This window comes from Pseudonocardia endophytica, assembly GCF_004339565.1.
Taxonomy (GTDB): Bacteria; Actinomycetota; Actinomycetes; order Mycobacteriales; family Pseudonocardiaceae; genus Pseudonocardia; species Pseudonocardia endophytica.
Genome location: NZ_SMFZ01000001.1, coordinates 1,864,789 through 1,889,475, shown reverse-complemented (window position 1 = coordinate 1,889,475; position 24,687 = coordinate 1,864,789). Strand labels below are relative to the sequence as shown.

Sequence of the window (24,687 nt, the reverse complement as noted above, 5' to 3'; positions counted from 1 at the left end):
CGCACATGATCGGCGGGAGTGGCGACGAAGCGCCATGAGTGGCGTGTTCTGGCCGGTTCTGCCGATCACGGTGGCGCAGGCGGACTGCCGGCCGGTCATGATCGGCGGAACTGGCGACGTCGCGCCACCTGTGGCGCGTTCCGGCCAATTCCGCCGATCAACGTGACGTGGCGGCGGTCCATGCCTGCCCATGATCAGCGGAAGTGGCAGCGGGGCCGCCACTGATGGCGCGTTTCGACCGGTTCCGCCGATCAACCTGGTCTGATCGCGGGGGCCGGCGCGGTCCTGATCGGCGGGAGTGGCACTGGAGCGCCACCGGTGGCACGGTCCCGACCACTCCTGCCGATCATGAGCGATCCCCGGGGGCTGCCGGGAATGGCGGAGATGCGGGCCCGGGGCGTGGCGGAGGCTGCGAGGTGTCGGTCAGTCCACCGGGCGGCGGTCGTCCTCCACCACCGGCACCGGGGCCTCCGCGGCGATCGGGCCCTCGCCGCGGGCGCCGTGGAACAGCAGGTTCAGCGCGACCGCGGCGACGGCGGCGGCGCTGATCCCGGAGTCGAACACGGTCCGGAACCACTCCGGGAAGTGCTCCCAGAACGACGGCGCCGCGATCGGCAGCACACCCAGTCCCAACGCGACGGCGACGATCACGAGGTTGGCGTGGCCGTCGAAGTCCACCTTGCCCAATGCTCGGATGCCGGAGGCCGCGACCGTCGCGAACAGGGCGAGGCCGGCCCCACCGAGTACCGGCGCCGGCACCGACGCGATCACGGCACCGAGTTTCGGGAACAACCCCAGCACGAGCAGGATCGCCCCGCCGCCCGCGACGACGAACCGGCTGCGGATCCCGGTGATCGCGACCAGGCCGACGTTCTGCGCGAACGCCGACGCCGGGAAGCTGTTCAGCAGCCCGCCGGACACGGCAGTGGACAGCGTGTCGGCCCGCAGGCCCGCGACGATGCGGCGACCGTCGGCGGGGCGCCCGACGATCTCGCCGACGGCGAGCAGGTCGGCCGTCGTCTCCGTCATGATCACCAGCATCACGACGGTCATCGACACGATCGCGGGAAAAGAGAACTGGGGGGTGCCGAAGTGGAACGGCGTGGACACGGCGAACCAGTCGGCCTCGTCGATCCGGGAGAAGTCGGCCATCCCGAGCGCCGCCGCGAGCACGGTCCCGGCCACGAGCGAGATCAGGATCGCGATCCGCGACCAGAAGCCGGGCAGGAACCGGTAGACGAGCACGATCACCAGCAGCGTGAACCCCGCCAGCCCGACCGAGGCCGGGTCGCCCGGCTCGCCGTCCGACGCCCCGGACGCCCATCGCACCGCGACGGGCAGCAGCGACACGCCGATCACGGTGATCACGGTGCCGGTCACGACCGGTGGGAACAGGCGGACGAGCCGGCGGAACAGCGGGGCCAGCGCGAACCCGACCACTCCGGCCACCAGCGTGGCGCCGAAGATCAGGGTGAGCCCTCCGCGCCCGCCACCTGCCCCCGTCCCGATCGCGATCATCGACGCGACGGCGGCGAACGACACGCCCTGCACCAGCGGCAGCCGGGCGCCGATCCGCCAGACCCCGATCGTCTGCAGGACCGTGGCGAGCCCGGCGACCAGCAGGGTCGCGGCGAGCAGGTAGGTGATGTCGGCGAACTCCAGGCCGAGCGCCTGCCCGACGATCAGGGGCACGGCCACCAGGCCCGCGTACATCGTCATGACGTGCTGCAGGCCGTAGAGCAGCAGCGTCGGGGTGCTCGGGAGCTCGTCGACCGGATGGGTCTCCGACGAGCGGCGCGGGCCGGGGACGCGCGGCCGGAACGAGAAGGGCACCCGGCTCACCAGGCCTGGCCGGGGTCGAACGCGAGTCCCGGGTCGGGGGTGTCGTCGCGGCGGACGGTGCCCTCGATCAGGCCGTACGGGCGGTCGTCCGCGTGGAACACCTCGCCCGGGTTCTTCAGCCCGAACGGCGAGAGATCGAGCAGGAAGTGGTGCTTGTTCGGCAGCGAGAAGCGGATCTCCCCGATGCCCGGCTGCGCGGCGAGCACCTGCACGCCCATCTCGTAGAGCGTCTGCTGCAGGGCCAGCGAGTGGTGCCCGGCGAACGCCGACGTCATCGCCTCGATCACGCGGGCGTGGGCGGCGTCGAAGTCGTCGGGTGCCTCGGCGTGCCACCACTGGGAGGTGACCTCGGTGGCCATGACGCGGTCGGTCGTCTCGGGGAGCGTCGTGTAGCGCTCGGTGTAGAACGTGTGGAACTCCGAGTCGGTCGACTTCAGGACGACGAGTCCCTTCACCCCCGACGTCACCCACTCGCCGCCGTCCGCGGTGCGGGTCACGGTCGTGGTGCGGACGTGCCCGCCGTCGCGGGCGAACGCGTGCGGGTGCGGTCGGCCCGCGTGGTCGAGCCTGCGCCACGGGAACGTCTCGATCCTCACACGGACGCGCTCCACCTGCGGAACGCCGGTGAAATGACGGGCCAGCTCCAGCCCGAACAGCTCGGGCGTGCGGACGGCGTCGCCCGCCTCCTTGGCGAACGCGTTGACCGTGTTCTTGACGGCGTCGGTGGTCAGCACGCGGCTGTTGTCGCCGGAGAGGTGGGTGTCGGCGAAGTCCCCGGACAGCGCGACGGACACGTTGTGGTCGGAGATCTCGTGCGGATCCGTGTCGCGGTGGATCCGCACCACACGGACCTCCGCCTTGCCGTACTGGGTGTGGCCGAGGACGGGCATGTCAGCTCCCGAGATAGGTGGAGTAGGCGTAGGGGGACAACAGGAGTGGGACGTGGTGGTGGCGGTCGGTGGCCGCGGGCCGGAACGCGATCGCGACCTCGGGGAAGAAGTCCGACCCGGTCTCGAACGTGATGCGGTGCAGCGCACCGGCGGTCAGCGCCGCGTCCTCCGGTGCGCGCCAGCGGCCGTCGGTGTCGGTGACGCCGGAGGCGAGCACGGTGACGGTGTCCCGGTCGGCGCGGGTCAGCGTGACCGGCACCCCGGCGGCGGGGCGTCCGGCGGCGGCGTCCAGGACGTGGGTGGAGAACGTGCTCATCCGGCCAGCACCTGCCGCATCCGCATCGCGGTGATCTCGGCGAGCTGTCCGGCCGCCTCGGCCCGCTCGGTCGCCGGGTCGTTGGCCAGCCGCCGCTCGAGCTCGCCGAGTATCTCGCCGGAGTCGCGGCCCGCGGCGCGGATCAGGAACACGTGCCCGAACCGCTGCTCGTAGCGCGCGTTCCCGTCCGCCAGCCGGGCGGCGGTGTCCTCGCGGGTGTCCACACCGGACTGCTCGCGACGGGAGAAGGCGGCCCCGTCGGAGTGTGCGCCGCCGGGCCGTTCCCCGATCCGCGGGTGTCCGGCGAGCGCGGCGCCGACCTCGGCGTCGTCGAGATCGAGAACGGCCTTCTCGGCGGCGGCGACGGCGTCGCCCGCACTCGGGTAGGGGCGGCCCGCGAGCATCCGCGCGGCCCATGCCGCCGACGTGTTGCAGGCGCGCAGGACGCCCGCGAGGTCGTCGGGTGGTGCGGTGTTGAGTCGGTCGAGCGTGACGGCGTCCGGCATGAGCCCTGCTTCCGTGCAAAGATTCCGCATGGCGGAATAACGATTCCGAACTTGAGGCTCAGTGTTCGTTCGCGACGGTGGGGTGTCAAGGGTCACCCGGGCAGAACCTGTTCGGAGATGCTGCCGTGACGGACCAGGGGCCGGTCGATTGTGGGATCGCACGAAACGCCTGGGGCAGGCCGCGGCGCGTTCGTGCGTCCCGACCGTGCCGGGTGCCACCCGGTGCGGCGCATGGTGATGCGCGTCGCACTCCCGGCACCCGTCGTGCCGTCCCCACCGCTGCTCCGAGCGAGGTTCCGATGCGCCTGCGTCCGTCCCGCCGCCCGTCAGGGCCCGTCCATCCGGTGGACGAGGTCCTGCCTCCGGGCCGGCTCGCCGTCTACGGCCTGCAACACGTGCTGGCGTTCTACGCCGGTGCCGTCGTCGTGCCGATCCTGCTCGCCAACGCGATCGGGCTCGGCGAGCGCGAGCTGATCCACCTGATCAACGCCGACCTGTTCACCTGCGGCATCGCCTCGATCATCCAGTCGGTGGGGTTCTGGAAGGTGGGTGTGCGGCTGCCCCTGCTGCAGGGCGTCACGTTCACCGCGGTGTCCCCGATGATCGCGATCGGGATGGCGGCAGGCGGGGGCACGGAGGGCCTCACGACGATCTACGGGGCGGTGATCGTGGCCGGCCTGGTCACGTTCTTCGCGGCCCCGTACTTCGCGCGGCTGCTACGGTTCTTCCCGCCCGTCGTGACCGGCACAGTGATCACCGTGATCGGGCTGGCGCTGCTGCCGGTCGCCGCCACCGACGCCGTCGGCGGGGCGAACGCACCCGACCCGGGCAACCCGCTGTACCTGGCGCTGGCGCTCGGCACGCTGACCGTGATCGTGCTGATCCAGCGGATCTTCCGCGGGTTCATGGCGACGGTCGCGGTGCTGGCCGGGCTCGTGATCGGGACGCTGGCGTCGGTGCCGTTCGGGCTCGTCGACCTCGGCGGGGTGGGGGAGTCCGGCTGGGTCGGCGTGACCACGCCGTTCCACTTCGGATGGCCGCAGTTCTCGCTGGCCGCGATCGTCTCGATGGTCGTCGTCATGATGATCACCGCGGTGGAGACGACCGGTGACGTGTTCGCCACCGGGGAGATCGTGCGCAAGCGGGTCGGCGGGCGCGACGTCGCCCGCGCGCTGCGGGCCGACGGTCTCGCCACGACGCTCGGCGGCGTCCTGAACTCGTTCCCGTACACGTGCTTCGCCGAGAACGTCGGCCTGGTGCGTCTGACCAGGGTGTCCAGCCGGTGGGTGGTCGCGGCCGCGGGTGTGTTCATGATCCTGATCGGGCTGGTGCCGAAGGCGGGCGCCCTCGTCGCCGCCGTGCCGCACCCGGTTCTCGGCGGTGCCGCGCTGGCCATGTTCGCGACGGTGGCCGTCGTCGGGATCCAGACACTGTCCCGTGTGGACTTCACCGACCACCGCAACGTCGTGGTCGTCGGCTCAGGGCTCGGCGTGGCCCTGTTCGTCACCGTGCAGCCCGACGTCGCGCAGGCGATGCCGCAGTGGGCGCAGGCGTTCGCCGGCTCCGGGATCACGGCGGGCAGCATCACCGCGATCGCGCTGAACCTGCTGTTCTTCCACGTGCGACGGCGCCCGCGGATCTCGCCGGACCGGGAACGCGTCGACCTGGCGACGGTGAACGGGATGGACCGGGCCGCGTTCGCCACGATGCTCGGAAGGATCTTCGAGGGACCGACCGAGGTGCCGGCGCGGGTGCACGCCCGCGGCCCGTTCGCCGACGGCGCGGCTCTGCGCTCCGCGCTGCAGGAGGAGCTGTTCGCCGCCCCGCAGGGCGAGCAGCGCGACCTGATGGCGCACTACCCGGACCTGGGCGGCGTCGTCGGGACCGAGGGGGCTGCCGAGGACCGGGTGCCCGCCGACCGCGACGAGCCGGTGGACGGCCCGGCGCGGCGGGACCGGGCCGGACTGGCGCTGCTGGACGGCGACGGGCGCACCGAGCTGGCCGAGGTCGCCGGCGCCTACCGGGAGCGGTTCGGCTTCCCGTTGATCGTGTGCCTGCGCGACGCCGGAGGGCGCGACGGCCTGCTGGAGGCCGGGCGGCGACGGCTGACCCACCCGCCTGCGCAGGAGCACGCGGCCGCGCTCGTCGAGATCGCGAAGGTGGCCGGTCACCGTTTCGACGACATCGTCGGCTGAGGACGCGACGGCGGCCGGGGACGTATCGTCGTTCCCGTGACGGGGCGGGTGGTCTGGCAGGCGCGGGCGACGGCCGCGGTCCTGCTGCTGCTCGCCCCGTTCCTGCTGCCCCACGGCGGGGACATGGGCCTGCTCGGCGCCGTCGTCGCGCTGGCCGTGCTGGCCTGGGCCGTCCGTGCGGCGCCGGACGCGATCCGCACGGTCGCGACCGTGGCGACGTCCGTCCGGGTCCGGCGGCTGGTCGGACACCGGCCCCGCGTGCCCCGCCACGTCGACCCCGACGCACCGGGCCGCCCGCGTCCACGGGCTCCCGGCCTGCTCCCGCCGGAGCAGGCACCCGTCTGATCCCGTCGCCGTCCGAGTCCGTGTCCGCGTGACACCGGGCCCGTCCGGTCACGGGCCACCGCTGATCGCGGCACCCCGCCTGCTCCGGCGTCCGATGTCCCGTCCGGACGACCTCGGAGGAGCTCCGTCGTGCTCGACGTCCTGTACTACCCCGTCTCGTTCGTCATGCGTGCCTGGCACGCCCTGTTCGCCGACGTGCTCGGCCCGTCCTCCGGGACGGCCTGGGCGCTGTCGGTGGTGCTGCTCGTCCTGACCGTGCGCGCCCTGCTGGTCCGGTCGGCCTGGACCCGGATGCGCGCCGCCAGGGTGACCCGGGCGCTCGGCCCGCAGCTGACCCGGCTGCGGGAACGCCACGCGGGTGACCCGCGCAGGCTGGCCGCCGAGACGGCAGCGTTGCACCGCGCCCACGGTGTGTCCGCGACGGCCGGTCTGGCCCCGATGCTGCTGCAGATCCCGGTGTTCGTCGCGCTGCTGCACGTGTTGCGCTCGTTCAACCGGCCGGGACTCGGCTTCGCCGAGAACGCGGCCCTGCCGAACTACGCGTTCGCCCCGGACGAGGTCGGCTCGTTCCTGCGGGCCAGGCTGTTCGGCGCGCCGCTGTCCGCGTGGCCGACGATGCCCGCCGACCAGCTCGCCGCGTTCGGCCCGGTGTCGGCGACGGCCGTCACGGTCGTCGCGGGAGTGCTGGCCGTGCTCGCCGCCGTCGCCACCCACCTGAGCCTGCGCCTGTCCCGCCGCGACCAGCTGGACCAGCCCGGAGCGATGGGACGCCTGCTGGCGGTCCTGCCGTGGGTCGCGCCTGTCGGAGTGCTCGTCGGCGGTCTGCTGTTCCCGGTGCCGGTCGCGCTGCTCGTGTACTGGCTGGCCGGTGCCGTCGCGACGCTCGTGCAGCAGGTCGTGCTGCAGTGGCTGCTGGATCGACGCCCGGCACCGGTCGTCACCCCCGTCCGCCGCGCGAGCGCACCCCGCCCCGGTGCGAAGCCGCTCCGTGCCCGGCGCTGACGGGGCGGCCCGCCGGACCTGTGATCAGCGGTCCGGTCCGGATCGAGGCGGGATCTCGCCCCGATCCGGACCGGTACGCCGATCATGCGCTGGGACGTGCCGGTCGGGTAGATCCGGACGGTGCGGGGTCAACGAGCGCGCAGGGCCAGGTACAGGTCGACGCGGTCGGCGAAGCGGCCCAGGTCGCGGCCGGTGAGCTCCTCGACCCGGCCGATGCGGTACCGCACGGTGTTCACGTGCAGGTGTAGGCGGGCCGCGGTGCGGCTCCACGACCCGGACTCGTCGAGGAACGCGTCGAGCGTGTCGGTCAGCTCCGTGCCCGAGCGGGCGTCGTGCTCCAGCAGCGGACGGAGCACCTGCGCGGCGAACCCGCGGCGCACGTCGTCGGGGATCCCCGCCAGCAGGGCGACGTGCGACAGCATCTCCCCTGCCCTGGCGACGGCGACCGGTCCCGGCCGCGCGGCGGCGATCCCGGCCGCGTGCGCGGCCTCGCTGAACGCGCCGGACAGCGCATCCGGACCGGCCTGCCGCCCCGTCCCCACCGACAGGCGACGGGTGCCCAGCCCCGGCGCCAGTCGTCGCAGCGCGGAGAGGGCCGCCGCCGCCCGGTCGGAGGCCGTGTCCGGCGCAGCGCCCTGGCCGGACGCCGATCCCGGGTCGGGCGTGCCGAGCAGGGCGACGCCCGAACCGTCGTGCACACCGACGATCGCGGGGCCGTCCCCGACGAGCGCGTCGGTGAGCAGCTGATGGGCGATCCCGCCCGGGTCGGGAACGTCGGTGACACGCAGGATCACGACGGTCAGCCCGCCGTCCGGCTCGACACCCGCCTGCCGCAGCCGGACACGGGTCTCGGCCCGGTCGCCCTCGCCCGCGGCGATGCGGGCCAGCGCATCGTCCGCGATCGGGCGGGCCACCGCGACCGCGTCCCGCCGCCGTCCCCGGTCCAGCGCGGCGATGGCGGCCAGCTCGGCGACCGTGTCGGCGTCCTCGGTCGGCCCGTGGTCCGGTCCGGTCGTGGATCCGGGCCCGCCGCGCGACCCCGACGTCGAGCGGTCGCCCGGCTCCCGGCCGGCGTCCGCTCCCGGGAGCGGCCCCTCGGCCGCGACCAACCAGCCGGTCACCCGCAGCGTGCCCGGGCCGACCGGGTGCAGGGTGTGCCGCCCGACGGAGATCGGGAGGCGTTCCGCGGTCAGGTGGGCGCGCACCACCGCGTCGCGTTCCCCGTCGGGGAGCGGCGGACCGGCGACGACGCGGCCGCTCGCCGTCAGGACCCGGCAGGTCAGGCCCGTCGTGGCGGACACCTGCGCGGCGAGCTCGTCGAGCCCGGCACCTCCCGCCACCGCGGACAGGAGCTGGCGCTGGCGGCCGAGCGTGTAGGCGAGCCGGTCCCCGCGCGCGGCCGTGATCGCACCGACGACCGCCTCGGTGACCGCACCGAACGACACCGCCACCGGCACCGCGAGCAACGTGAGGTCGTGGCGGCGGCAGGCCTCGACGACGTCGTCCGGCACGAGACCGAACACCGCCTCGCCCGCCGCGAGCGCGACCGCACCGGACCGCGCGACGGCGGCGACGAACCGCTCGCTGTCGGACGGGTCGTGGCGCCAGACCATCCCGCTGATCACCAGCTCACCGCCGCCCAGGTAGCGGCCGGGATCGGACAGGTCGGTCGTGTAGACCCAGCGCACCGACCGGTCGAGGCCCTGACCCGCGTGCAGCACGCGCAGGTCCAGCTCCGGCCGGGAGACCAGCTCGGAGAGCAGCATTGGAGGAACGTACAACGTCGCGCGGACAGCCGGACGACGATTCGTCACAGCGGTGCCTTCTGGCGGTGACGACGGGGCGGTTCCATCGTCGGCATGGACTTCCAGTCTCCGACGACGTGGGCGGACGCCCTCGCGGCGAAGGCCGAGCACCCCGACGCGGTGCCGGTCTCCGGCGGCACCGACGTGATGGTCGAGATCAACTTCGGACACCGCACGCCGCCGCGGCTGCTCGACCTGACCCGCGTACCCGAGCTCGCGACCTGGGAGCGCGACGGCGACCGGGTCCGGCTCGGCGCGGGCGTCACCTACGCCAGGGTGATCACCGAGCTGGCCCGCGAGCTGCCCGGACTGGCCGTGGCCGCCCGCACGGTCGGGTCGCCACAGATCCGCAACAGGGGCACCGTCGGCGGGAACCTCGGCGCGGCCTCGCCCGCCGGGGACAGCCACCCGCCGCTGCTCGCGACCGGCGCCGAGATCGAGCTCGCCTCCGTGCGCGGGGAACGTCGCGTGGCGGCCGCCGAGTTCTACACCGGACCGAAGCGCAGCGTGCTGGCCGCCGACGAGCTGATCGCGGCGGTCCACATCCCGGTCGCGACGGGCCCGCAGCAGTTCTGCAAGGTCGGCACCCGCAACGCGATGGTCATCTCGGTGACGGCGTTCGCGCTGGCCCTGCAGCCGGGGGCTCGCACCGTCGGGACCGGCATCGGCTCGGCCGCGCCGACCCCGCGCCCGGCGACCGACGCCGCCGCGTTCCTGGCCGCCGAGCTGGACTGGGACTCCGGAGCGCCCGTCGGCCAGGACGTCCTGCACGAGTTCGGACGGCTGGTGCGCGACGCCGCCGCCCCGATCGACGACGTGCGGGGCAGCGCCGCCTACCGGCTGCACGCGCTGGCCGTGCTCGCCCGCCGGGCGCTGACCTGGGCCTGGGACGAGTACCGGACCACCGACACGAGGAGCGCCGCCTGATGCGGATCGAGCTGACCGTGAACCGCGCCGCGCGCGACGCGGACGACGTCTGGCCGGGGGAGAGCCTGCTCTACGTGCTGCGCGAGCGGCTCGGGCTGCCCGGCTCGAAGAACGCCTGCGAGCAGGGCGAGTGCGGGTCGTGCACGGTGTACCTGGACAGCACGCCGGTGTGCTCGTGCCTGGTGCCGGCCGGGCAGGCCGCCGGCCGCGAGGTGACCACGGTGGAGGGCCTGGCCGACGGCGACGAGCTGGACCCGGTCCAGCGCGCGTTCGTCGAGTGCGGAGCCGTCCAGTGCGGTTTCTGCACACCCGGTCTCGTGGTGAGCACGCACGACCTGCTGGAACGCCACCCGTCGCCGACCGACCCGGAGATCCGGGAAGCGTTGGCCGGCAACCTCTGCCGGTGCACGGGCTACGAGAAGATCCTGGACGCGGTCCGTGCGGCGGCCGCGGCGGGGGCCGAGCGATGATCATCGAGGGCGCACACGTCGTCACGGTGTCCGGCGAGGAGTTCGCCGACGGGCACGTCGTCGTCGACGGGGACCGGATCACGGCCGTCGGCGCCGGTCCGGCTCCACGCAGCACACATCAGCACCGCGTGATCGACGGCCGGGGCTGCCTGCTCACCCCGGGTCTGGTGAACACCCACCACCACCTCTACCAGTGGGTCACCCGCGGCCTCGCCGTCGACGCGACGCTGTTCGAGTGGCTGACCACGCTGTACCCGGTGTGGGCGGGCATCGACGAGCACGCCGTGCACGCCGGAGCCACCGGTGCGCTGTCCCGCCTCGCGCTGACCGGCTGCACCACCTCCACCGACCACCACTACGTGTTCCCCCGGGATGGCGGCGACGTCCTCGGGGCCGAGATCCAGGCCGCGGAGCGGGTGGGCCTGCGGTTCCACCCCACCCGCGGCTCGATGGACCGCGGCCGCAGCGCGGGCGGGCTGCCGCCGGACCACGTCGTCGAGAACCTGGACGACATCCTGACCGCGTCCGCCGACGCCGTCGCCCGCTGGCACGACCCGTCGCCCGGCGCCATGGTCCGGATGGCGCTCGCGCCGTGCTCGCCGTTCTCGGTGACCGGCGACCTGATGCGCGCGTCCGCCGACCTGGCCCGTGAGCTGGGCGTGCGGATGCACACCCACCTCGCCGAGACGGCCGACGAGGAGGAGTTCTGCCGTGACCGGTTCGGCTGCTCGCCGACCGAGTACGTCGCCGACCTCGGCTGGACCGGCGGCGACGTGTGGTTCGCGCACACCGTGCACCTCGACGACGCCGCCGTGAAGACGATCGGCGCCACCGGAACCGGTGTCGCGCACTGCCCGACGTCGAACGGGCGGCTCGGCGCCGGGATCGCCCGGGTGCGGGACCTGCGGGACGCGGGCGCCGTCGTCGGGCTCGGCGTGGACGGGGCCGCGAGCAACGAGGCGACGAGCATGCTCGAGGAGGTCCGGCACGCGCTGCTGTTCGCCCGCGCCGTCGGCGGGCCGACCGCGCTCGGCGTCCGAGAGGCCCTGGACCTGGGCACGCGCGGCGGGGCACGCGTACTGGGACGCGACGACGAGATCGGCGCGATCGCGCCCGGCATGCTCGCCGACCTCGCACTCTGGCGGATCGACGGGCCGGCGCACGCCGACGTCGCCGACCCGGTCGCCGCGCTCGTGCTCGGCGCCCCGCCGCCGCTGGAGATGCTGACCGTCGGCGGGCGACCGGTCGTCGAACACGACCGGGTGCTGACCGTGGACACCGAGGCCGTCGCCGCCACCTGCGCGGCGGTCCACCGCGACCTGCTGGAGAAGGCGTCATGACGACCGCGTCGAAGACCGAGACCGACCGCACGTCGGCGTCCACCGGCCGCATCGGCGACAGCCCGCTCCGCCCGGACGGGACGCAGAAGGTCACCGGGGCGTTCGCCTACTCGTCGGACCTGTGGCACGAGGACATGTGCTGGGGTGTCACGTTGCGCAGCCCGCACCCGCACGCCCGGATCCGCGGCGTCGACGTGTCGGCCGCGTTGGCCGTGCCGGGTGTCGACGCCGTCCTCACCGCGGACGACGTCCCGGGACTGAACCGGGTCGGACTGGAGCACCTCGACCAGCCGTGCCTCGCCGAGGGCGTCGTGCGCCACCAGGGCGAGCCCGTCGCGCTCGTCGCCGCCGACCACCCGGAGACGGCCCGCCGCGCCGCAAAGAAGATCGTCGTCGACTACGAGGTCCTGCCCGCGGTCACCGACGCGCGCCGGGCACTGGACGACGACACCCCGCACGTCCACCCGGGAGGGAACCTCGTCCGCGAGGTCCCGGTCCGCCGGGGCGGGCCGGTGCCGGACGCGCCGGTCGTCGTGGCGACGGAGTTCGAGGTCGGCATGCAGGACCAGGCGTTCCTCGGCCCCGAGTCCGGGCTCGCGGTCCCGGACGGCGAGGGCGGGGTCGACCTCTACGTCGCCACCCAGTGGCTGCACGTCGACCAGCAGCAGGTGTGCCGGGTGCTGGGGATCGGCCCGGACGCCGCGCGGCTGCACCTGGCCGGGGTCGGCGGTGCGTTCGGCGGGCGCGAGGACCTGTCCGTGCACGTCCACGCGTGCCTGCTCGCGCTGCGCACCGGCAAGCCGGTGAAGATGAGCTACGCCCGCGACGAGTCGTTCTTCGGGCACGTGCACCGGCATCCGGCGTGGCTGCGCTACGAGTTCGGCGCCGATCACGACGGCACGCTGCGCTACGGCAGGGCGGAGATCCTGTTCGACGGCGGCGCGTACGCCTCGTCGACGGGTGCGGTCGTCGGGAACGGCGGCACGCTCGGGCTCGGGCCGTACCGCTTCCCGGTGGTCGACGTCGTCGCGCGCGGGGTCTACACGAACAACCCGCCGTGCGGTGCGATGCGCGGGTTCGGCTGCGTGCAGGCCGCGTTCGCGCACGAGGCACTGATGGACTCCCTCGCCGAGAAGGTCGGTGTGGATCCGCTGGAACTGCGGGCGCGCAACGGGATGACCGAGGGCGACCGGAACATCACCGGCCAGGTGATCGACTCGGCAGCCCCGGTCGCGGAGCTGGTCCGGCGGGTGCGGGACATGCCGCTGCCTCCCGAGCGGAGCCGTGGCGGAGCGGGCATCGGCACCGTCCGCGACGCCGCCGAGCTGTTCTCGCTGCCCGGCGGCGCGGGCAACACGACGCACGGCGAGGGCGTGCGGCGCGGCGTCGGGTACGCCGTGACGTACAAGAACATCGGCTTCTCCGAGGGCTTCGACGACCACTCCACCGCCCGCGTGCGGCTCTCCGTGCTCGGCGGCGAGCCGGTCGTGTCCGTCCGTACGGCCGCGGCCGAGGTCGGGCAGGGCCTGATCTCGGTGGAGGCGCAGATCGCGCGCACCGAGCTCGGGGTGACCCGGGTCGTCGTCGAACCGAAGGACACGTCCGTCGGGTCCGGCGGGTCGACGTCGGCGTCCCGGCAGACCTACGTCACCGGGGGAGCGGTGCGTGCCGCCTGCGAGGCCGTCCGTGCCAGGGTGCTGGAGCGGGCGGCGACGATGATGGGGAGCGCGGACCTCCGCCTGGACGGGGACAAGATCGTGTCCGCCGACGGGGAGGTGGTCGCCGGGCTGGTCGACGTGCTCGGCGACGACGAGATCGACGAGACCGTCGAGTGGCGGCACCGCCCGACGCAGGCGATCGACCCGGAGACCGGCCAGGGCGACGCGCACGTGCAGTACGCGTTCTCCGCCCACCGCGCCGTCGTGGACGTCGACGTCGAGCTCGGACTGGTCAAGATGGTCGCGCTGGACACGGCGCAGGACGTCGGGCACGCGATCAACCCGGACGCCGTCGTCGGCCAGATCCAGGGCGGGTCGGTGCAGGGCATGGGCCTGGCGCTGATGGAGGAGGTGCTCGTCGACGACGGGATCGTGCGGAACCCGTCGTTCACCGACTACCTGATCCCGACGGTGCTGGACACCCCGCCGATGCGGATCGACGTGCTGGAGTACGCCGACCCGCACGCGCCGTACGGCGTCCGCGGGGTCGGGGAGCCGCCGACCATCTCCAGCGGACCGGCCGTGGCCGCGGCGATCCGCGCCGCGACCGGCCGCCCGGTCCGCCGGGTGCCGGTCCGTCCGGAGCACCTGACCGGCTGAGCCCCGCGGGCCGGCACGCCGTCGCACACGATGTGGTGCCCTCGCACGGGCTCGGGTCCCTGCGAGGGCACCACTGCCTGTGCGAGGGCGTCAGCGGCTCGTGGTCAGCTCCGCGAGGTCGTCGTCGGTCAGCGTCACGTCGGCGACGGCGAGGTTCTCGTCGAGGTGCGCGCGGCTGGACGTGCCCGGGATGAGCAGGACGTTCTCCGCCCTGGCGAGCAGCCAGGCGAGACCGACCTGGGCCGGGGTGGCGCCGTGCCGGGCGGCGACGGCCTGCACTGCCGCGTCGTCGGTGACCTTGGGCATGCCCGGGAACGCCGAACCGAGCGGGAAGTACGGCACGTACGCGACGCCGGCCCGCGTGCAGTGATCGAGCACGTCCTCGTCGTGCCGGTCGAGCAGCGAGTACGGGTTCTGCACGCAGGTGATCTCCGGCGTCACGGCCGCCACCTGCTCCAGCGAGGCCGTCGAGATGCCGATCGAGGCGATCTTGCCCTCCTCGCGCAGCGCGATCATCTCGGCCATCTGGTCGTCGAGTGCGACCTCGGGTGCCTCGGCCATCGACCCGTCGTCGCCGTGCAGGCGCAGGTTGACGGCGTCGAGCCGCTCCAGCCCGAGCGCCTCCAGGTTCTCCTCGACGGACGCGCGCAGCTCCTTCGGGGTCTGGGCCGGGAGCCAGTTGCCCTCGCCGTCGCGGCGGGCGCCGATCTTCGTGACGATCACCAGGTCGTCCGGGTACGGCGCGAGCGCGGTGCGGATCAGCTCGTTGGACACGTCCGGGCCGTAGAACTGGGCCGTGTCGATGTGGTTCACCCCGCGTTCGACGGCGCGGCGCAGCACCGCGAGGGCCTCGTCACGGTCGCGGGGCGGGCCGAACACGCCGGGGCCGGGCAGCTGCATCGCGCCGTAGCCGACGCGGGAGACGGTGCGGCCGGCGAGGGGGAAGGTCGTGGTGGCCATGGGTGGTGCGCTCCGTTCGGTGTCCTGCGAGCACCGGCGATGGTTCCGGTACCACTCCATGGTCCGCGTCCCGCCGCGGCGCTGCCAGGCAGCGCCCAGCCTGGGACCGGCGATCCCACCCGTCCGACGGCCGGCGACAGAAAGCGGCCCCCGAAGGCCGGAGCCTCCGGGGGCCGCAATTCCGGAAAAGCGAATCACTTGCCGCCGACGGAGCTCAGCCCGCTGCCGGCGTCGCTGTTCCCGTAACCCGCGCCACCGGAGCCCTGGCCGCAGTCGCGGATGTTGGCGTGGCTGCTCTGCTGGTCGGACTGCGCGCTGCCCAGCAGCCCGCCGAGCGCACCGTTCAGCGGAACCGTGCCGTCCTCGGCGACGTCCTGCACCGGGACGAGGCCGACCTGGCCCTGGATGTCGTTGTTGCACGCCTGGATCGGCGCGTTCAGGTTGTTGCCGTTCAGGCCGTTGACGAGCCCGTCGGAGTTCTGGTTGCCACCCTCGGTGGCGAAGGCGATCCCGCCCACGGTGACCAGGGCCGCGAGGGTCCCGGCCGTGATGAGTCCAGCCTTCTTCAGCACGATGCGTCTCCTGTGAGTTCTCTCGGGGCGACCACAGATGCGGTCTCGACGAATGCCGACACGTGTTCGGGGGAGCTCGTGACGGCTGCAGAAACTCTATCTCGACAACGGTTACCGGCCACCATTCCGGAACACCATCGTGTAAATCGATTACTGTCGGAAAGGTGACGCTCTCGTGCGGGTGGGAAATCCGAATCCGATTTCCCCGTCACCGACCGCCCGCGGCACTGCAGGTGATCGCCGACCACCCGAACGGGACCGTGTCGCTCCGCCTCGCCGGTCGTTCGTCGAGGACCGGTGTCAGTCGTGGAACGACGCGGCCGTTCCCGCCACGTACCCTCCGGCCGGCGTGCGCGCGATGACGTTGAGGCGGTTGGCCGCATTGATCATCGCGACCAGGCAGAGCAGCGCGGCGGTCTGGTCGTCGTCGAAGTGCTTGCGTACCAGCGCCCACGTCTCGTCGGACACCCCGTCGTGGGCGTCGGCGAGCCGGGTGCCCTCCTCGGCGAGCGCGAGCGCGGCCCGTTCGGCCTCGGTGAACACGGTCGCGTCGCGCCACGCTGCGACGAGGTGCAGCCGGGCGGCGTCCTCCCCGGCCGCGACGGCCTCCTTCGTGTGCATGTCGGTGCAGAAGCCGCAGCCGTTGATCTGGCTGGCGCGCAACGACACGAGTTCCTCGACGGTCGCCGGCAGCGACGACCGGCCGACGACGGACGCGGCGCCGGCGAACCGCCTGGCGAACCGGGTGGAGACGTCGTTGGCGAACATGTCGAAGCGGGTGTCCATGGTGTCCTCCGTGGGCGTGGTGCGTACCGGTCGGCCACGAGACGCCGGCGGCCCGTCCGGCGTGACAGCACCCCGAGGTGACCCACGCCATACGCGTCGGGTGTCACGGATCGGCCGGGCGCGGCGTCGGATGGGAGGCGCGGCCGGCGAGGAGGAGGGGACGACCATGGATGCACGGGACTCCGCGACGGCGGCGTTCGTCGCGCACCGGAACCTGCTGTTCACCGTGGCCTACGAGATGCTCGGCTCCGCCGTGGACGCCGAGGACGTCCTGCAGGAGACGTGGCTGCGCTGGGTCGACGTCGAGCTGGGGACGGTGCGCGACCACCGTGCCTACCTCGTACGGATCACCACCCGCCAGGCGCTGACCCGGCTGCGCACGCTCGGTCGCCGGAAGGAGTCCTACGTCGGGTCGTGGCTGCCCGAGCCGCTCCTGACCACGCCGGACGTGGCCGACGACGTCGAGCTCGCGGAGAGCGTCTCGATGGCGATGCTGCTGGTGCTGGACACCCTCGCGCCCACGGAGCGGGCCGTGTTCGTGCTGCGCGACGTGTTCGACGTCGGCTACGACGAGATCGCGGAGGCGGTCGGCAGGAGCCCGGCCACGGTCCGCCAGATCGCCCACCGCGCACGCGCCCACGTCTCCGCTCGCCGTCCCGGACCGGCGAGCTCGCCGGCCGAGCACCGGCAGGCGCTCGACGCGTTCCGGACGGCGGTCGAGACCGGCGACCTCCAGGGGCTGCTCGACGTGCTCGCTCCGGACGTCGTTCTCGTCGGCGACGGCGGGGGAGTCAGGCAGGCCGTGCTGCGACCGATCACGGGGGCGGACAAGGTGGCCCGCCTGCTGGTCGCCGGACCGTCCCGCCTCAGCGCCACCGTGTCCCTGCACCCGGCGCAGGTCAACGGCCATCCGTCGCTGGTGGTGCGGCTCGACGGCGAGCTCGACAGCGTCGTCGCCCTGCGGATCGGGGACGGGCGGGTCACCGGGCTGTACGCGGTGCGCAACCCGGAGAAGCTGTCGCACATGACCGAGGAGACGACGCTGCGGCGGTGACACGGCGCCCGGCGGCCCGGTGGTCAGTCCGCGCCGAACCGCCATGGCTGGCCGGTCGACTCGAGGACGGCCATCCAGAGGTCGCCGTGCGGGTCGACCTGGTTGCGGCGGCTGACCGCCAGCGTCATCGGGATGTGCACGAACCGGCGTCGTACCCGTCCGACGACCATCGCCGTGCGGCCGGACATCGCGGCGTGCACCGCCGCCTGGGACAGCCGGACCGTGTAGACGCTGTCGTAGGGGTTGGCCGGGACGCTGCGGATCGCGTAGCTGGGATCGATGTAGCGCAACGACGTCTCGCGACCGGACTCGGCGAAGGACTCGGCGATCCGCTCGCGCAGCCACGGCCCGACGTCGGCGAGCCTGGCGTTGCCGGACGCGTCGGTCGCACCGCCGTCGTCGAACAGCTCCTGTCCGGCGCCCTCGGCCACGACGACGACGGCGTGCCCGCGCTGGTCGACCCGCCGGTGCAGGTGGGCGAGCAGCCCGTTCTCCCCGTCGAGCGAGAACGGGACCTCCGGGATCAGCACGGCGTCCGCGTCGCTGCGCACCAGCGAGGCGTAGCACGCGATGAATCCGGAGTGCCTGCCCATCAGCTTGACCAGGCCGACCCCGCCCGCGGTCGACTTGGCCTCCACGGTCACCGCCCGGATCGACTCGGACGCCCGTGCGAACGCGGTCTGGAACCCGAAGCTCTGGTCGATGTAGGGGATGTCGTTGTCGATCGTCTTCGGGATCCCGACGACGGCGATCCGCAGGCCGCGTTCCGCGATCACCCGCACGATCTCCATCGCCCCGCGCAGCGTGCCGTCACCGCCGATCACGAACAGCACGTTGAGGTGGGTCTGCTCCAGGCAGTCGACGATCTCCTCGGGGTCCTGCGGCCCGCGCGAGGTGCCCAGCACGGTGCCGCCGTCGACCGGGATGTCGCGCACCGACTCCGGGGTCAGCTCGACGACGTCGTGCCCGTAGGAGGAGACGAAGCCCTGGTAGCCGTTGCGGAAGCCGACCACGCGCCGGACGCCGTAGTGGTAGGTCAGGGTCCGGACCAGGCCGGAGATCACGTCGTTCAGCCCGGGACACAGGCCGCCGCACGTGACGATCCCGGCCCGGGTCTTCGACGGGTCGAAGTAGATCTCCCGGCGTGGCCCGCACGGTTCCAGTCCGGGCAGCTCGTCGAGGGGGAGGCCGCGGGAGGAGAGCCCGGCAGCGGTGTCGTCGAGCAGGACCCGGTCGTCGGTGTCCACGTAGTGCTCCGTGGTCCGCCTGGCATCCAGCAGCGGCGCGAGCGGGGAGACGATCCGGGCCGGCCCGAGCCTCGCGATCTCCAGGTCCGATGCCGAGACGCGGCCGTTCTGCGGTGCTACCGGGGGTGGGTCCTCCGTCACGGGCGCTCCTTCCGGGGGTGACGATCATCGTCGCAGGCCGGGGGCGCCGGGGTGCCGGACGCAACGAGGTCGTCACGTGCCCGACACCGCTCCCTTGCCCTCGACGCGGGCTGCTCGCTAGATTCAAACCACCGGTGGAATATAGGGGAGTGAGCCATGGACGTTCCCGGCCTGATGCGGCAGTCGGTGCGGTTCCACGCCGACCGCACCGCTCTGATCACGCGCGACGTGCGCCTGACGTTCGCGCAGGCCTGGGACCGCGGCGTGCGGGTGGCGAACGGGCTGCGCGCGCTCGGGGTCGGTCCGGGTGACCGGGTCGCGGCGGTGGAGGACAACACGCTCGGCGCCGCGGACCTGTTCCTCGGAGCCGCGATCGCCGGGGCCGTGCGGGTGCCGCTGTACCCGCGCAACTCCCGCCGGTCGCACGCGGTGATGCTCCGCCAGACCGGGGTGCGGGTGGTGGTCGCCGAGGCCGCGCACGTGGACGGCGTGAAGGGCCTGGAGCGGGAGATCGACACCCTGGAGCACGTCGTCGTGCGCGACGAGGGCTACGAGGGATGGCTCGCCGAACAGTCCGATGTGGATCCGATGGTCCGGGTCGGACCGGACGACTGGTACATCGTGCGGCACTCCTCCGGCACCACCGGGCGGCCGAAGGGTGTCGGCTACACCCAGCACGACTGGTTGGTGAACTGCCGCAACTGGTACGTCCGGCTGCCCACACTGGACCCGGACTCGGTCGTCGGGCACGCGGCACCCATCTCGCACGCCGCCGGCTACCTGTTCCTGCCCGCGTGGCTGACCGGCGCGGCGAACCTGCTCTACGGCCCGTTCGACGTCCCGACCGTTCTCGACCTGACCGAGCGGCACCGGGTCACGCACACGTTCGCCGCGCCGTCGATGCTGGCCGGGCTCGCAGCCGACCCGTCGGCGGCCGGGCGGGACTGGTCCGCGCTGCGGTGCATCCTGGTCGGTGGCGCCCCGATCACCGACGCGACGATCCTCGCCGGTCGGCGCGTGTTCGGTGACGTCGTGCACCAGGTCTTCGGCCAGACGGAGGCCACCCCGCTCACGATCATGACCCCGGCCGAGTGGTTCGCCGACGTGCCCGGATCGACGCCGATGCGCTCCGCGGGCCGCGTCCTGCCGTTCTGCCGCCTGGAGATCCGCGGCGACGACGGCGCGGTGCTCGGCCCCGACGGCGTCGGCGAGATCTGGACGCAGGTCGAGGCCCAGATGCGCGGGTACTGGGGTGACCCGGAGCGGACCGCGGAACGGCTCGTCGACGGGTGGGTGCGGACCGGGGACATCGGGCGGCTCGACGCGAACGGCTATCTCTACGTGCTCGACCGCGTCGACGACATGATCGTCTCCGGTGGGTTCAACATCTGGCCGGCCGAGCTGGAGACGGTGATCGCCGACCTGCCCGGTGTCGAGGAGGTCGCCGTGTTCGGCGTCCCGCACGAGCGGTGGGGCGAGTCACCGATGGCGGTGTGCCGCGTCGACCCGGACGCGGGCGTGACCGAGGACGCCGTCGTCGGGATCGTCACCGAGCGGCTCGGCAGCTACCAGAAGCCGACGGCGGTGCGCCTCACGACGGAACCGCTGCCGAAGTCCGTGGTGGGGAAGCTGCAGCGCAAGGTCCTGCGCGACCCGTACTGGGAGGGCCGGGACAGCCGGGTGAGCGGCGCGTGACGGTCCGCGAGGAGCGGGTCGAGCTGGCCCCCGACGACACGGACGACTCCGTCCCACCGGGCACCGCACTCGTCGTGCTCCGGTTGGACCGGCCGGAGGCGCGCAACCCTGTCGACCACGCGACCGTCCGCGCGCTGCGCGAGGCCGTGGCCCGCCACGACGCCGACCCGGACGTCCGCGCGCTCGCCGTCACCGGTACCGGACGGGCGTTCTCCGCGGGCGGGGACATGAAGGGCTACCGGACGCTGCAGCACGACCCGGTCGGCTTCCCGGCGTTCCTCGCCGACTTCCACACGCTGCTCGGCGAGCTCGGCTCCTGCCGCACACCGGTGCTCGCGCTGGTCAACGGCGTCGCCGTGGCCGGCGGGATCGAGCTGCTGCTCGGCTGCGACTACGCGATCGCGGCCGAGTCGGCGCGGATCGGGGACGCGCACCTGCCGTTCGGGCAGATGGGCGGCGGCGGGTCGCTGACCCTGCTGCCGCGCGCGGTCGGCCCGGCGCGGGCCCGCGAGCTCGTGTTCAGCGGCCGTCTCCTGGACGCGGCCGAGGCCCGGGAGTGGGGCCTGGTCAGCCGGGTCGTGCCGGACGACGGGCTGCACGACGCGGGCGTCGCCGTCGCCCGGTCGCTCGCCACCCGCTCGCCGCTCGCCGTCGGCAACGCCAAGCAGGTGCTCAACGCGGCGCTGTGGGAGGGGACCCCCGTGTCGGCGGCGCTGCGGACCGAGCGCGAGACTGCAGCGAGGTACGGCCTGACCAGCTCCGACGCCCACGAGGGACTGGCGGCGTTCGCCCAGAGGCGCACGCCCCGGTTCACCGGCTGGTGAGCGGTCCGGCGCAGAGGTGACGAGGGGGAACGGATGCTGACCAGGGGTGCGGTGCTGCGCGAGGTGCCCGGCCGGTTCGAGGTCGTCGAGCTGGAGCTCGACGACCCGCGCCCGGGTGAGCTGCGGGTGCGGATGGCGGCGTCGGGTCTCTGCCACTCCGACGACCACCACGCGACCGGCAGCCAGCGAGCCGGCCGGATACCGCTCGCCGGCGGGCACGAGGGAGCGGGGATCGTCGACGCCGTCGGCCCGCACACCCCCGGCTTCGCCGAGGGCGACCACGTGGTGTTCTCGTTCCTGCCGTCCTGCGGGAAGTGCCGCTGGTGCGCGCACGGCATGCAGAACCTGTGCGACCTCGGGGCCTCGATCGGCACGAACGCGCGGTGGGACGACCCGACGTCGTTCCGGCTGTCCCTCGACGGGGAGCCGGTCGGCCAGATGTGCGGGCTGTCGACGTTCTGCGAGTACACGACGGTGTCCACGGCGTCGGCCGTGCGGATCGACCCGTCGATCCCGCTGGAGCTCGCCTGCCTGACCGGATGCGGCGTGGGCACCGGGTGGGGCGCCGCGGTGAACTCGGCCCAGGTGCGGCCGGGACAGGTCGTGATCGTGATGGGCATCGGCGGGATCGGGGTCAACGCCGTGCAGGGCGCACACCACGCCGGCGCGGCGGCCGTGATCGCGGTCGACCCGGTGGAGTTCAAGCGGGACGTCGCGCCCGCGTTCGGCGCCACGCACGCCGTCGCGGACATCGCCGAGGCGACCGAGCTGGCCCGGTCGATGACGAACGGCCAGGGCGCGGACGCGGCCATCGTGACGGTCGGGGTCACCCGCGGACGTCATGTCGGGCAGGCGGTCCGGGCGATCCGCAAGGGCGGCGTCTGCGTGATGGTCGGTCTCGGCGACGTGCGGTCCGGCGACGGCGACATCCCGCTGATGGAGATGGTGCTCTACCAGAAGCGCCTGGTCGGCTCGCTGTTCGGCGCGTCGGCGCCGAGCGCGGACATCCCGGCGCAGCTCCAGCTGTGGCGGCAGGGCTCGCTCAAGCTGGAGGAGCTGATCACCACCCGGTACCCGCTCGAGCGGATCGCGGAGGGCTTCGACGACATGCACGCCGGCCGCAACCTGCGCGGCGTGATCGTCTACTGATCAGCGGGTGCTCAGGCCGGACAGGACCAGCTCGGTGAACTCCGCGCCGACCTCCTCCGCGGTGCGCCGCCCGTCCGGCCGGAACCAGCGGTACACGGAGTTGACCATCCCGAAGATCGCGAACGTGGCGAGCCGCGGATCGGTGTCGGGACGGACGTCACCCGCGGCCTGGGCCTCCCGGATCCACGACTCGACGGCCCTCTCGTGCCGGGCCCGCTCGGCGATGATCGTCTGCTGGCGGTCCGGGTCCAGCGAGCGCCACTCCGTGTAGAACAGGCTGGAGCGGGTCAGGTTCGTGGCCGTGTGCGCCGTCTCGGTGGTGATCAGCTCGCGCAGCTTCTCGATCGGCGTCCGGTCCGAGGCGAGGATGCGCTCGAAGTACGCGCGGGTGTCCTGGTGGTACTCCTGGACGATCTCGAACAGGAGGTCCTGCTTCGAGCTGATGTAGTAGTAGACGCTGCCCTTGAGCAGGCCCAGCTCCGCACCGATGTCCTGCGTCGTGGTGGCCTCGTAGCCACGCTCGAAGAACATCCGCGCCGCGGTGTCGAGTACCTGCTGACGACGGGTGAACTGGCGCCGCTTCCGGCGCTGCGGGGCGGGGTCGTCCGGCGCCGCGTGGCCTGCGGTCACGGTGTCCGGCCCCTCTCGTCGGCGTCGGCCACCATGCTAACGACGGCTCACCGGCGATCGGTCGTGAGCACCAGCGCCGACCCGTCGGTCAGGGCGCCGGACGTGGCCACGACGACGTCGTGCCGGGGTGACTGGCGGTCACCGCCGCGCCCCTGCACCTGCAGCACGGCCTCCGCGACGGTGTTCATGCCGTGCAGGTAGCCCTCGCCGAGCAGGCCGCCGTGGGTGTTGATCGGCAGCCGTCCGGACCGGACGAGCTCGCCGGACCCGCCCCGCTCGGCCAGTCCGAGCCCTTCGAGGCTCATCAGGACGGCGCTGGTGAAGCAGTCGTAGAGCTCGGCGACGTCGACGTCGGCCGGGGTCACGCCTGCGCGACCGAACAGCTCGTCGCGCAGGGCGTGCGTGAAATTGCGGGTGTAGTCCGCGGTCAGCACGTGGTCGCCGACGTCGAGGCCCGGCCGCGGCCCGGCGCGGAACCCCGCCGACGCGACGACGGCGGGTGGTCGACGCAGGTCACGGGCCCGGTCGAGAGTGGTGACCAGCAGCGCGCACGCGCCGTCGACCTCGGTCGTGCAGTCCGCGACCCGGAACGGGTCGGCCACCCACGGCGACGCGAGGTAGCCGTCCCGGTCGAGCGGGCGGCGGATCACGGCCCGCTCGTTGCACACGGCGTAGGCGCGATGCGCGATCGCGACGGCGGCGAGGTCGTCGGTGGTCTGGCCGGTCTCGTACAGGTGCCGGCGCGCCCACATCGCGATGTACATCGGGTAGGCGTCGTAGCCGATCGGGTAGCGGTACTGGCCACCACGACCGGGGAAGCGCGACGAGCCGACCCGCGATCCGGAACGGCCGTTCAGGGCGCGGTAGACGAGCACGGCCCTCGCGCGCCCGTCGGCGACGGCCGCGCCCGCCTGCCCCACGAGGTGGCACGGGGCCTGGCCGGCCTGGTTCAGGTCGAGCACGAACCGCAGCCCCGGGAGGGCGAGTGCGGTGGCCAGCGCCTGGCAGCCCTCCGAGTCGCCGCCGACCATGTGGCTCGCGACGCCGTCCACCTCGGACGGATCCAGTCCGGCGTCCGCGCAGGCGGCCAGCGCGGCGTCGGCCGCGAGGTCGAGCACCGGCCGTCCGGACTCCTTGCTGAACGGGGTGTGGCCGACGCCGGCGACCGCGACCTCACGCACCGGGCACCATCCGCAGCTCCGTCCACTCCGGATGGTGTACGAACCGTGGCCGGACGCGGAGTCCGAAGTCGACGGATCCGTCCGCGTCGTCGAGGCGCAGGGCCATGCGCGGTCCGGCGTCCAGGTCGACGGTCGCGACGACGTACGGCACCTCGTCGCGCATCGCGGCATGGAACGCCCGGTGCACGACGATCCACGAGTAGACGGAGCCCGCGCCGTCGACCGTCTCGGCCGTCGACGATGCGGAGGCGCACCACGGGCACCGGCCGATCGGCGGGAACCGCAGCCGTCCGCAGTCCGTGCAGCGCGGCAGCGTGATCCGTTCCGCGCGCAGCCCGTCCCAGAACGGGGCGCTGTCCGCGTCCGGCTCCGGTGGGTCGACCCTGGCGGGCGCACTCACCGTGCCGCTCCTACGCCGGCGATCCGCGGGTTCCGCCTTCGGGCGAGCGCGGCCCTCGTCGACACGACCGGCCCGCCCGGTCCGGAGTGCAC

At 73.4% G+C, this 24,687-nt stretch carries 23 protein-coding genes; 11 read left to right on the top strand and 12 right to left on the bottom strand.

What is annotated here, in order from left to right:
* Nucleotides 1-423 precede the first annotated feature (423 nt).
* From EV378_RS08420 to uraD, 4 genes are read right to left on the bottom strand one after another with little or no spacing between them, the layout of a single operon-like run.
* On the bottom strand, nucleotides 424-1,833 hold the full coding sequence (locus EV378_RS08420) for a nucleobase:cation symporter-2 family protein (RefSeq protein ID WP_132422398.1): 1,410 nt from the start codon (nucleotides 1,831-1,833) through the stop codon (nucleotides 424-426).
* A 5-nt stretch (nucleotides 1,834-1,838) separates the two neighbouring features.
* Nucleotides 1,839-2,732 carry a factor-independent urate hydroxylase gene (gene pucL / locus EV378_RS08415; protein WP_132422396.1) on the bottom strand — a complete coding sequence of 298 codons (894 nt, stop codon included), beginning with the start codon at nucleotides 2,730-2,732 and terminating at the stop codon, nucleotides 1,839-1,841.
* Between the two features lies 1 nt (nucleotide 2,733).
* The gene (gene uraH / locus EV378_RS08410; protein ID WP_132422394.1) at nucleotides 2,734-3,048 is read right to left on the bottom strand and encodes a hydroxyisourate hydrolase; all 315 of its coding nucleotides are present in this window, start codon (nucleotides 3,046-3,048) and stop codon (nucleotides 2,734-2,736) included.
* On the bottom strand, nucleotides 3,045-3,554 hold the full coding sequence (gene uraD, locus EV378_RS08405) for a 2-oxo-4-hydroxy-4-carboxy-5-ureidoimidazoline decarboxylase (RefSeq protein ID WP_132422392.1): 510 nt from the start codon (nucleotides 3,552-3,554) through the stop codon (nucleotides 3,045-3,047). Before uraD ends, uraH begins: the two co-directional genes overlap by 4 nt.
* Nucleotides 3,555-3,898: 344 nt before the next feature.
* Between uraD and EV378_RS08400 the strand changes: the two genes are divergently transcribed.
* From EV378_RS08400 to yidC, 3 genes are all read left to right on the top strand, one after another.
* Complete coding sequence (locus tag EV378_RS08400) at nucleotides 3,899-5,749, top strand: solute carrier family 23 protein (protein ID WP_243653349.1); 1,851 nt, start codon at nucleotides 3,899-3,901, stop codon at nucleotides 5,747-5,749.
* Between the two features lie 36 nt (nucleotides 5,750-5,785).
* The gene (locus EV378_RS08395; protein ID WP_132422388.1) at nucleotides 5,786-6,094 is read left to right on the top strand and encodes a DUF6412 domain-containing protein; all 309 of its coding nucleotides are present in this window, start codon (nucleotides 5,786-5,788) and stop codon (nucleotides 6,092-6,094) included.
* Between the two features lie 129 nt (nucleotides 6,095-6,223).
* Complete coding sequence (yidC, locus tag EV378_RS08390) at nucleotides 6,224-7,096, top strand: membrane protein insertase YidC (protein WP_132422386.1); 873 nt, start codon at nucleotides 6,224-6,226, stop codon at nucleotides 7,094-7,096.
* A gap of 128 nt (nucleotides 7,097-7,224) precedes the next feature.
* Here the strand turns inward: yidC and EV378_RS08385 are convergent, their stop codons facing one another.
* Nucleotides 7,225-8,862 (bottom strand): PucR family transcriptional regulator, encoded by a 1,638-nt coding sequence (locus EV378_RS08385; RefSeq protein ID WP_132422384.1) that lies wholly within the window; start codon nucleotides 8,860-8,862, stop codon nucleotides 7,225-7,227.
* 93 nt (nucleotides 8,863-8,955) lie between these two features.
* Between EV378_RS08385 and EV378_RS08380 the strand changes: the two genes are divergently transcribed.
* The 4 genes from EV378_RS08380 to EV378_RS08365 are packed head-to-tail and all read left to right on the top strand — an operon-like array spanning nucleotide 8,956 to nucleotide 13,956.
* The gene (locus EV378_RS08380; protein WP_132422382.1) at nucleotides 8,956-9,828 is read left to right on the top strand and encodes an FAD binding domain-containing protein; all 873 of its coding nucleotides are present in this window, start codon (nucleotides 8,956-8,958) and stop codon (nucleotides 9,826-9,828) included.
* Nucleotides 9,828-10,298, top strand: a complete 471-nt coding sequence (locus tag EV378_RS08375; protein WP_132422380.1) for a (2Fe-2S)-binding protein — start codon at nucleotides 9,828-9,830, stop codon at nucleotides 10,296-10,298. The genes EV378_RS08380 and EV378_RS08375 overlap by 1 nt, the downstream gene beginning before the upstream one ends.
* Nucleotides 10,295-11,638, top strand: coding sequence for an 8-oxoguanine deaminase (locus EV378_RS08370; RefSeq protein WP_132422378.1), 1,344 nt, complete (start codon nucleotides 10,295-10,297; stop codon nucleotides 11,636-11,638). Before EV378_RS08375 ends, EV378_RS08370 begins: the two co-directional genes overlap by 4 nt.
* Nucleotides 11,635-13,956 carry a xanthine dehydrogenase family protein molybdopterin-binding subunit gene (locus EV378_RS08365; RefSeq protein WP_132422376.1) on the top strand — a complete coding sequence of 774 codons (2,322 nt, stop codon included), beginning with the start codon at nucleotides 11,635-11,637 and terminating at the stop codon, nucleotides 13,954-13,956. The genes EV378_RS08370 and EV378_RS08365 overlap by 4 nt, the downstream gene beginning before the upstream one ends.
* 90 nt (nucleotides 13,957-14,046) lie before the next feature.
* On the opposite strand, the gene EV378_RS08360 is transcribed toward EV378_RS08365, so the two are convergent.
* From EV378_RS08360 to EV378_RS08350, 3 genes are all read right to left on the bottom strand, one after another.
* Nucleotides 14,047-14,916 (bottom strand): oxidoreductase, encoded by an 870-nt coding sequence (locus EV378_RS08360; RefSeq protein ID WP_132422374.1) that lies wholly within the window; start codon nucleotides 14,914-14,916, stop codon nucleotides 14,047-14,049.
* Nucleotides 14,917-15,110: 194 nt separating this feature from the next.
* Nucleotides 15,111-15,488 (bottom strand): hypothetical protein, encoded by a 378-nt coding sequence (locus EV378_RS08355; RefSeq protein ID WP_132422372.1) that lies wholly within the window; start codon nucleotides 15,486-15,488, stop codon nucleotides 15,111-15,113.
* Between the two features lie 300 nt (nucleotides 15,489-15,788).
* Entirely contained in the window at nucleotides 15,789-16,274 is a 486-nt protein-coding gene (locus tag EV378_RS08350) for a carboxymuconolactone decarboxylase family protein (protein ID WP_132422370.1), read from the bottom strand.
* Between the two features lie 166 nt (nucleotides 16,275-16,440).
* Here EV378_RS08350 and EV378_RS08345 point away from each other — a divergent pair, with 166 nt between their 5' ends.
* A complete protein-coding gene (locus EV378_RS08345; protein ID WP_243653348.1) occupies nucleotides 16,441-17,328 on the top strand; it encodes an RNA polymerase sigma-70 factor in 888 nt (295 codons plus the stop codon).
* 23 nt (nucleotides 17,329-17,351) lie between these two features.
* Here the strand turns inward: EV378_RS08345 and EV378_RS08340 are convergent, their stop codons facing one another.
* The gene (locus EV378_RS08340; protein WP_132422366.1) at nucleotides 17,352-18,716 is read right to left on the bottom strand and encodes an ATP-dependent 6-phosphofructokinase; all 1,365 of its coding nucleotides are present in this window, start codon (nucleotides 18,714-18,716) and stop codon (nucleotides 17,352-17,354) included.
* 156 nt (nucleotides 18,717-18,872) lie between these two features.
* Here EV378_RS08340 and EV378_RS08335 point away from each other — a divergent pair, with 156 nt between their 5' ends.
* From EV378_RS08335 to EV378_RS08325, 3 genes are read left to right on the top strand one after another with little or no spacing between them, the layout of a single operon-like run.
* The gene (locus EV378_RS08335; protein ID WP_132422364.1) at nucleotides 18,873-20,411 is read left to right on the top strand and encodes a class I adenylate-forming enzyme family protein; all 1,539 of its coding nucleotides are present in this window, start codon (nucleotides 18,873-18,875) and stop codon (nucleotides 20,409-20,411) included.
* Nucleotides 20,408-21,235: an enoyl-CoA hydratase/isomerase family protein gene (locus EV378_RS08330; RefSeq protein WP_165922192.1), complete on the top strand. Its 828-nt coding sequence runs from the start codon at nucleotides 20,408-20,410 to the stop codon at nucleotides 21,233-21,235. The genes EV378_RS08335 and EV378_RS08330 overlap by 4 nt, the downstream gene beginning before the upstream one ends.
* A gap of 33 nt (nucleotides 21,236-21,268) precedes the next feature.
* The gene (locus EV378_RS08325) at nucleotides 21,269-22,384 is read left to right on the top strand and encodes an NDMA-dependent alcohol dehydrogenase (protein WP_132422360.1); all 1,116 of its coding nucleotides are present in this window, start codon (nucleotides 21,269-21,271) and stop codon (nucleotides 22,382-22,384) included.
* On the opposite strand, the gene EV378_RS08320 is transcribed toward EV378_RS08325, so the two are convergent.
* The 3 genes from EV378_RS08320 to EV378_RS08310 are packed head-to-tail and all read right to left on the bottom strand — an operon-like array spanning nucleotide 22,385 to nucleotide 24,595.
* The gene (locus EV378_RS08320) at nucleotides 22,385-23,014 is read right to left on the bottom strand and encodes a TetR/AcrR family transcriptional regulator (RefSeq protein ID WP_132422358.1); all 630 of its coding nucleotides are present in this window, start codon (nucleotides 23,012-23,014) and stop codon (nucleotides 22,385-22,387) included.
* A gap of 47 nt (nucleotides 23,015-23,061) precedes the next feature.
* The gene (locus tag EV378_RS08315) at nucleotides 23,062-24,195 is read right to left on the bottom strand and encodes a thiolase C-terminal domain-containing protein (protein WP_132422356.1); all 1,134 of its coding nucleotides are present in this window, start codon (nucleotides 24,193-24,195) and stop codon (nucleotides 23,062-23,064) included.
* Nucleotides 24,188-24,595, bottom strand: coding sequence for a Zn-ribbon domain-containing OB-fold protein (locus EV378_RS08310; RefSeq protein WP_132422354.1), 408 nt, complete (start codon nucleotides 24,593-24,595; stop codon nucleotides 24,188-24,190). The genes EV378_RS08315 and EV378_RS08310 overlap by 8 nt, the downstream gene beginning before the upstream one ends.
* Nucleotides 24,596-24,687 lie beyond the last annotated feature (92 nt).

What these genes read in the sequence shown, in the direction of transcription:
- pucL (WP_132422396.1), bottom strand. Translation starts at nt 2,732, where the DNA reads ATGCCCGTCCTCGGCCACACCCAGTACGGCAAGGCGGAGGTCCGTGTG.
- uraH (WP_132422394.1), bottom strand. Translation starts at nt 3,048, where the DNA reads ATGAGCACGTTCTCCACCCACGTCCTGGACGCCGCCGCCGGACGCCCC.
- uraD (WP_132422392.1), bottom strand. Translation starts at nt 3,554, where the DNA reads ATGCCGGACGCCGTCACGCTCGACCGACTCAACACCGCACCACCCGAC.
- EV378_RS08385 (WP_132422384.1), bottom strand. Translation starts at nt 8,862, where the DNA reads ATGCTGCTCTCCGAGCTGGTCTCCCGGCCGGAGCTGGACCTGCGCGTG.
- EV378_RS08380 (WP_132422382.1), top strand. Translation starts at nt 8,956, where the DNA reads ATGGACTTCCAGTCTCCGACGACGTGGGCGGACGCCCTCGCGGCGAAG.
- EV378_RS08375 (WP_132422380.1), top strand. Translation starts at nt 9,828, where the DNA reads ATGCGGATCGAGCTGACCGTGAACCGCGCCGCGCGCGACGCGGACGAC.
- EV378_RS08370 (WP_132422378.1), top strand. Translation starts at nt 10,295, where the DNA reads ATGATCATCGAGGGCGCACACGTCGTCACGGTGTCCGGCGAGGAGTTC.
- EV378_RS08365 (WP_132422376.1), top strand. Translation starts at nt 11,635, where the DNA reads ATGACGACCGCGTCGAAGACCGAGACCGACCGCACGTCGGCGTCCACC.
- EV378_RS08360 (WP_132422374.1), bottom strand. Translation starts at nt 14,916, where the DNA reads ATGGCCACCACGACCTTCCCCCTCGCCGGCCGCACCGTCTCCCGCGTC.
- EV378_RS08350 (WP_132422370.1), bottom strand. Translation starts at nt 16,274, where the DNA reads ATGGACACCCGCTTCGACATGTTCGCCAACGACGTCTCCACCCGGTTC.
- EV378_RS08345 (WP_243653348.1), top strand. Translation starts at nt 16,441, where the DNA reads ATGGATGCACGGGACTCCGCGACGGCGGCGTTCGTCGCGCACCGGAAC.
- EV378_RS08335 (WP_132422364.1), top strand. Translation starts at nt 18,873, where the DNA reads ATGGACGTTCCCGGCCTGATGCGGCAGTCGGTGCGGTTCCACGCCGAC.
- EV378_RS08325 (WP_132422360.1), top strand. Translation starts at nt 21,269, where the DNA reads ATGCTGACCAGGGGTGCGGTGCTGCGCGAGGTGCCCGGCCGGTTCGAG.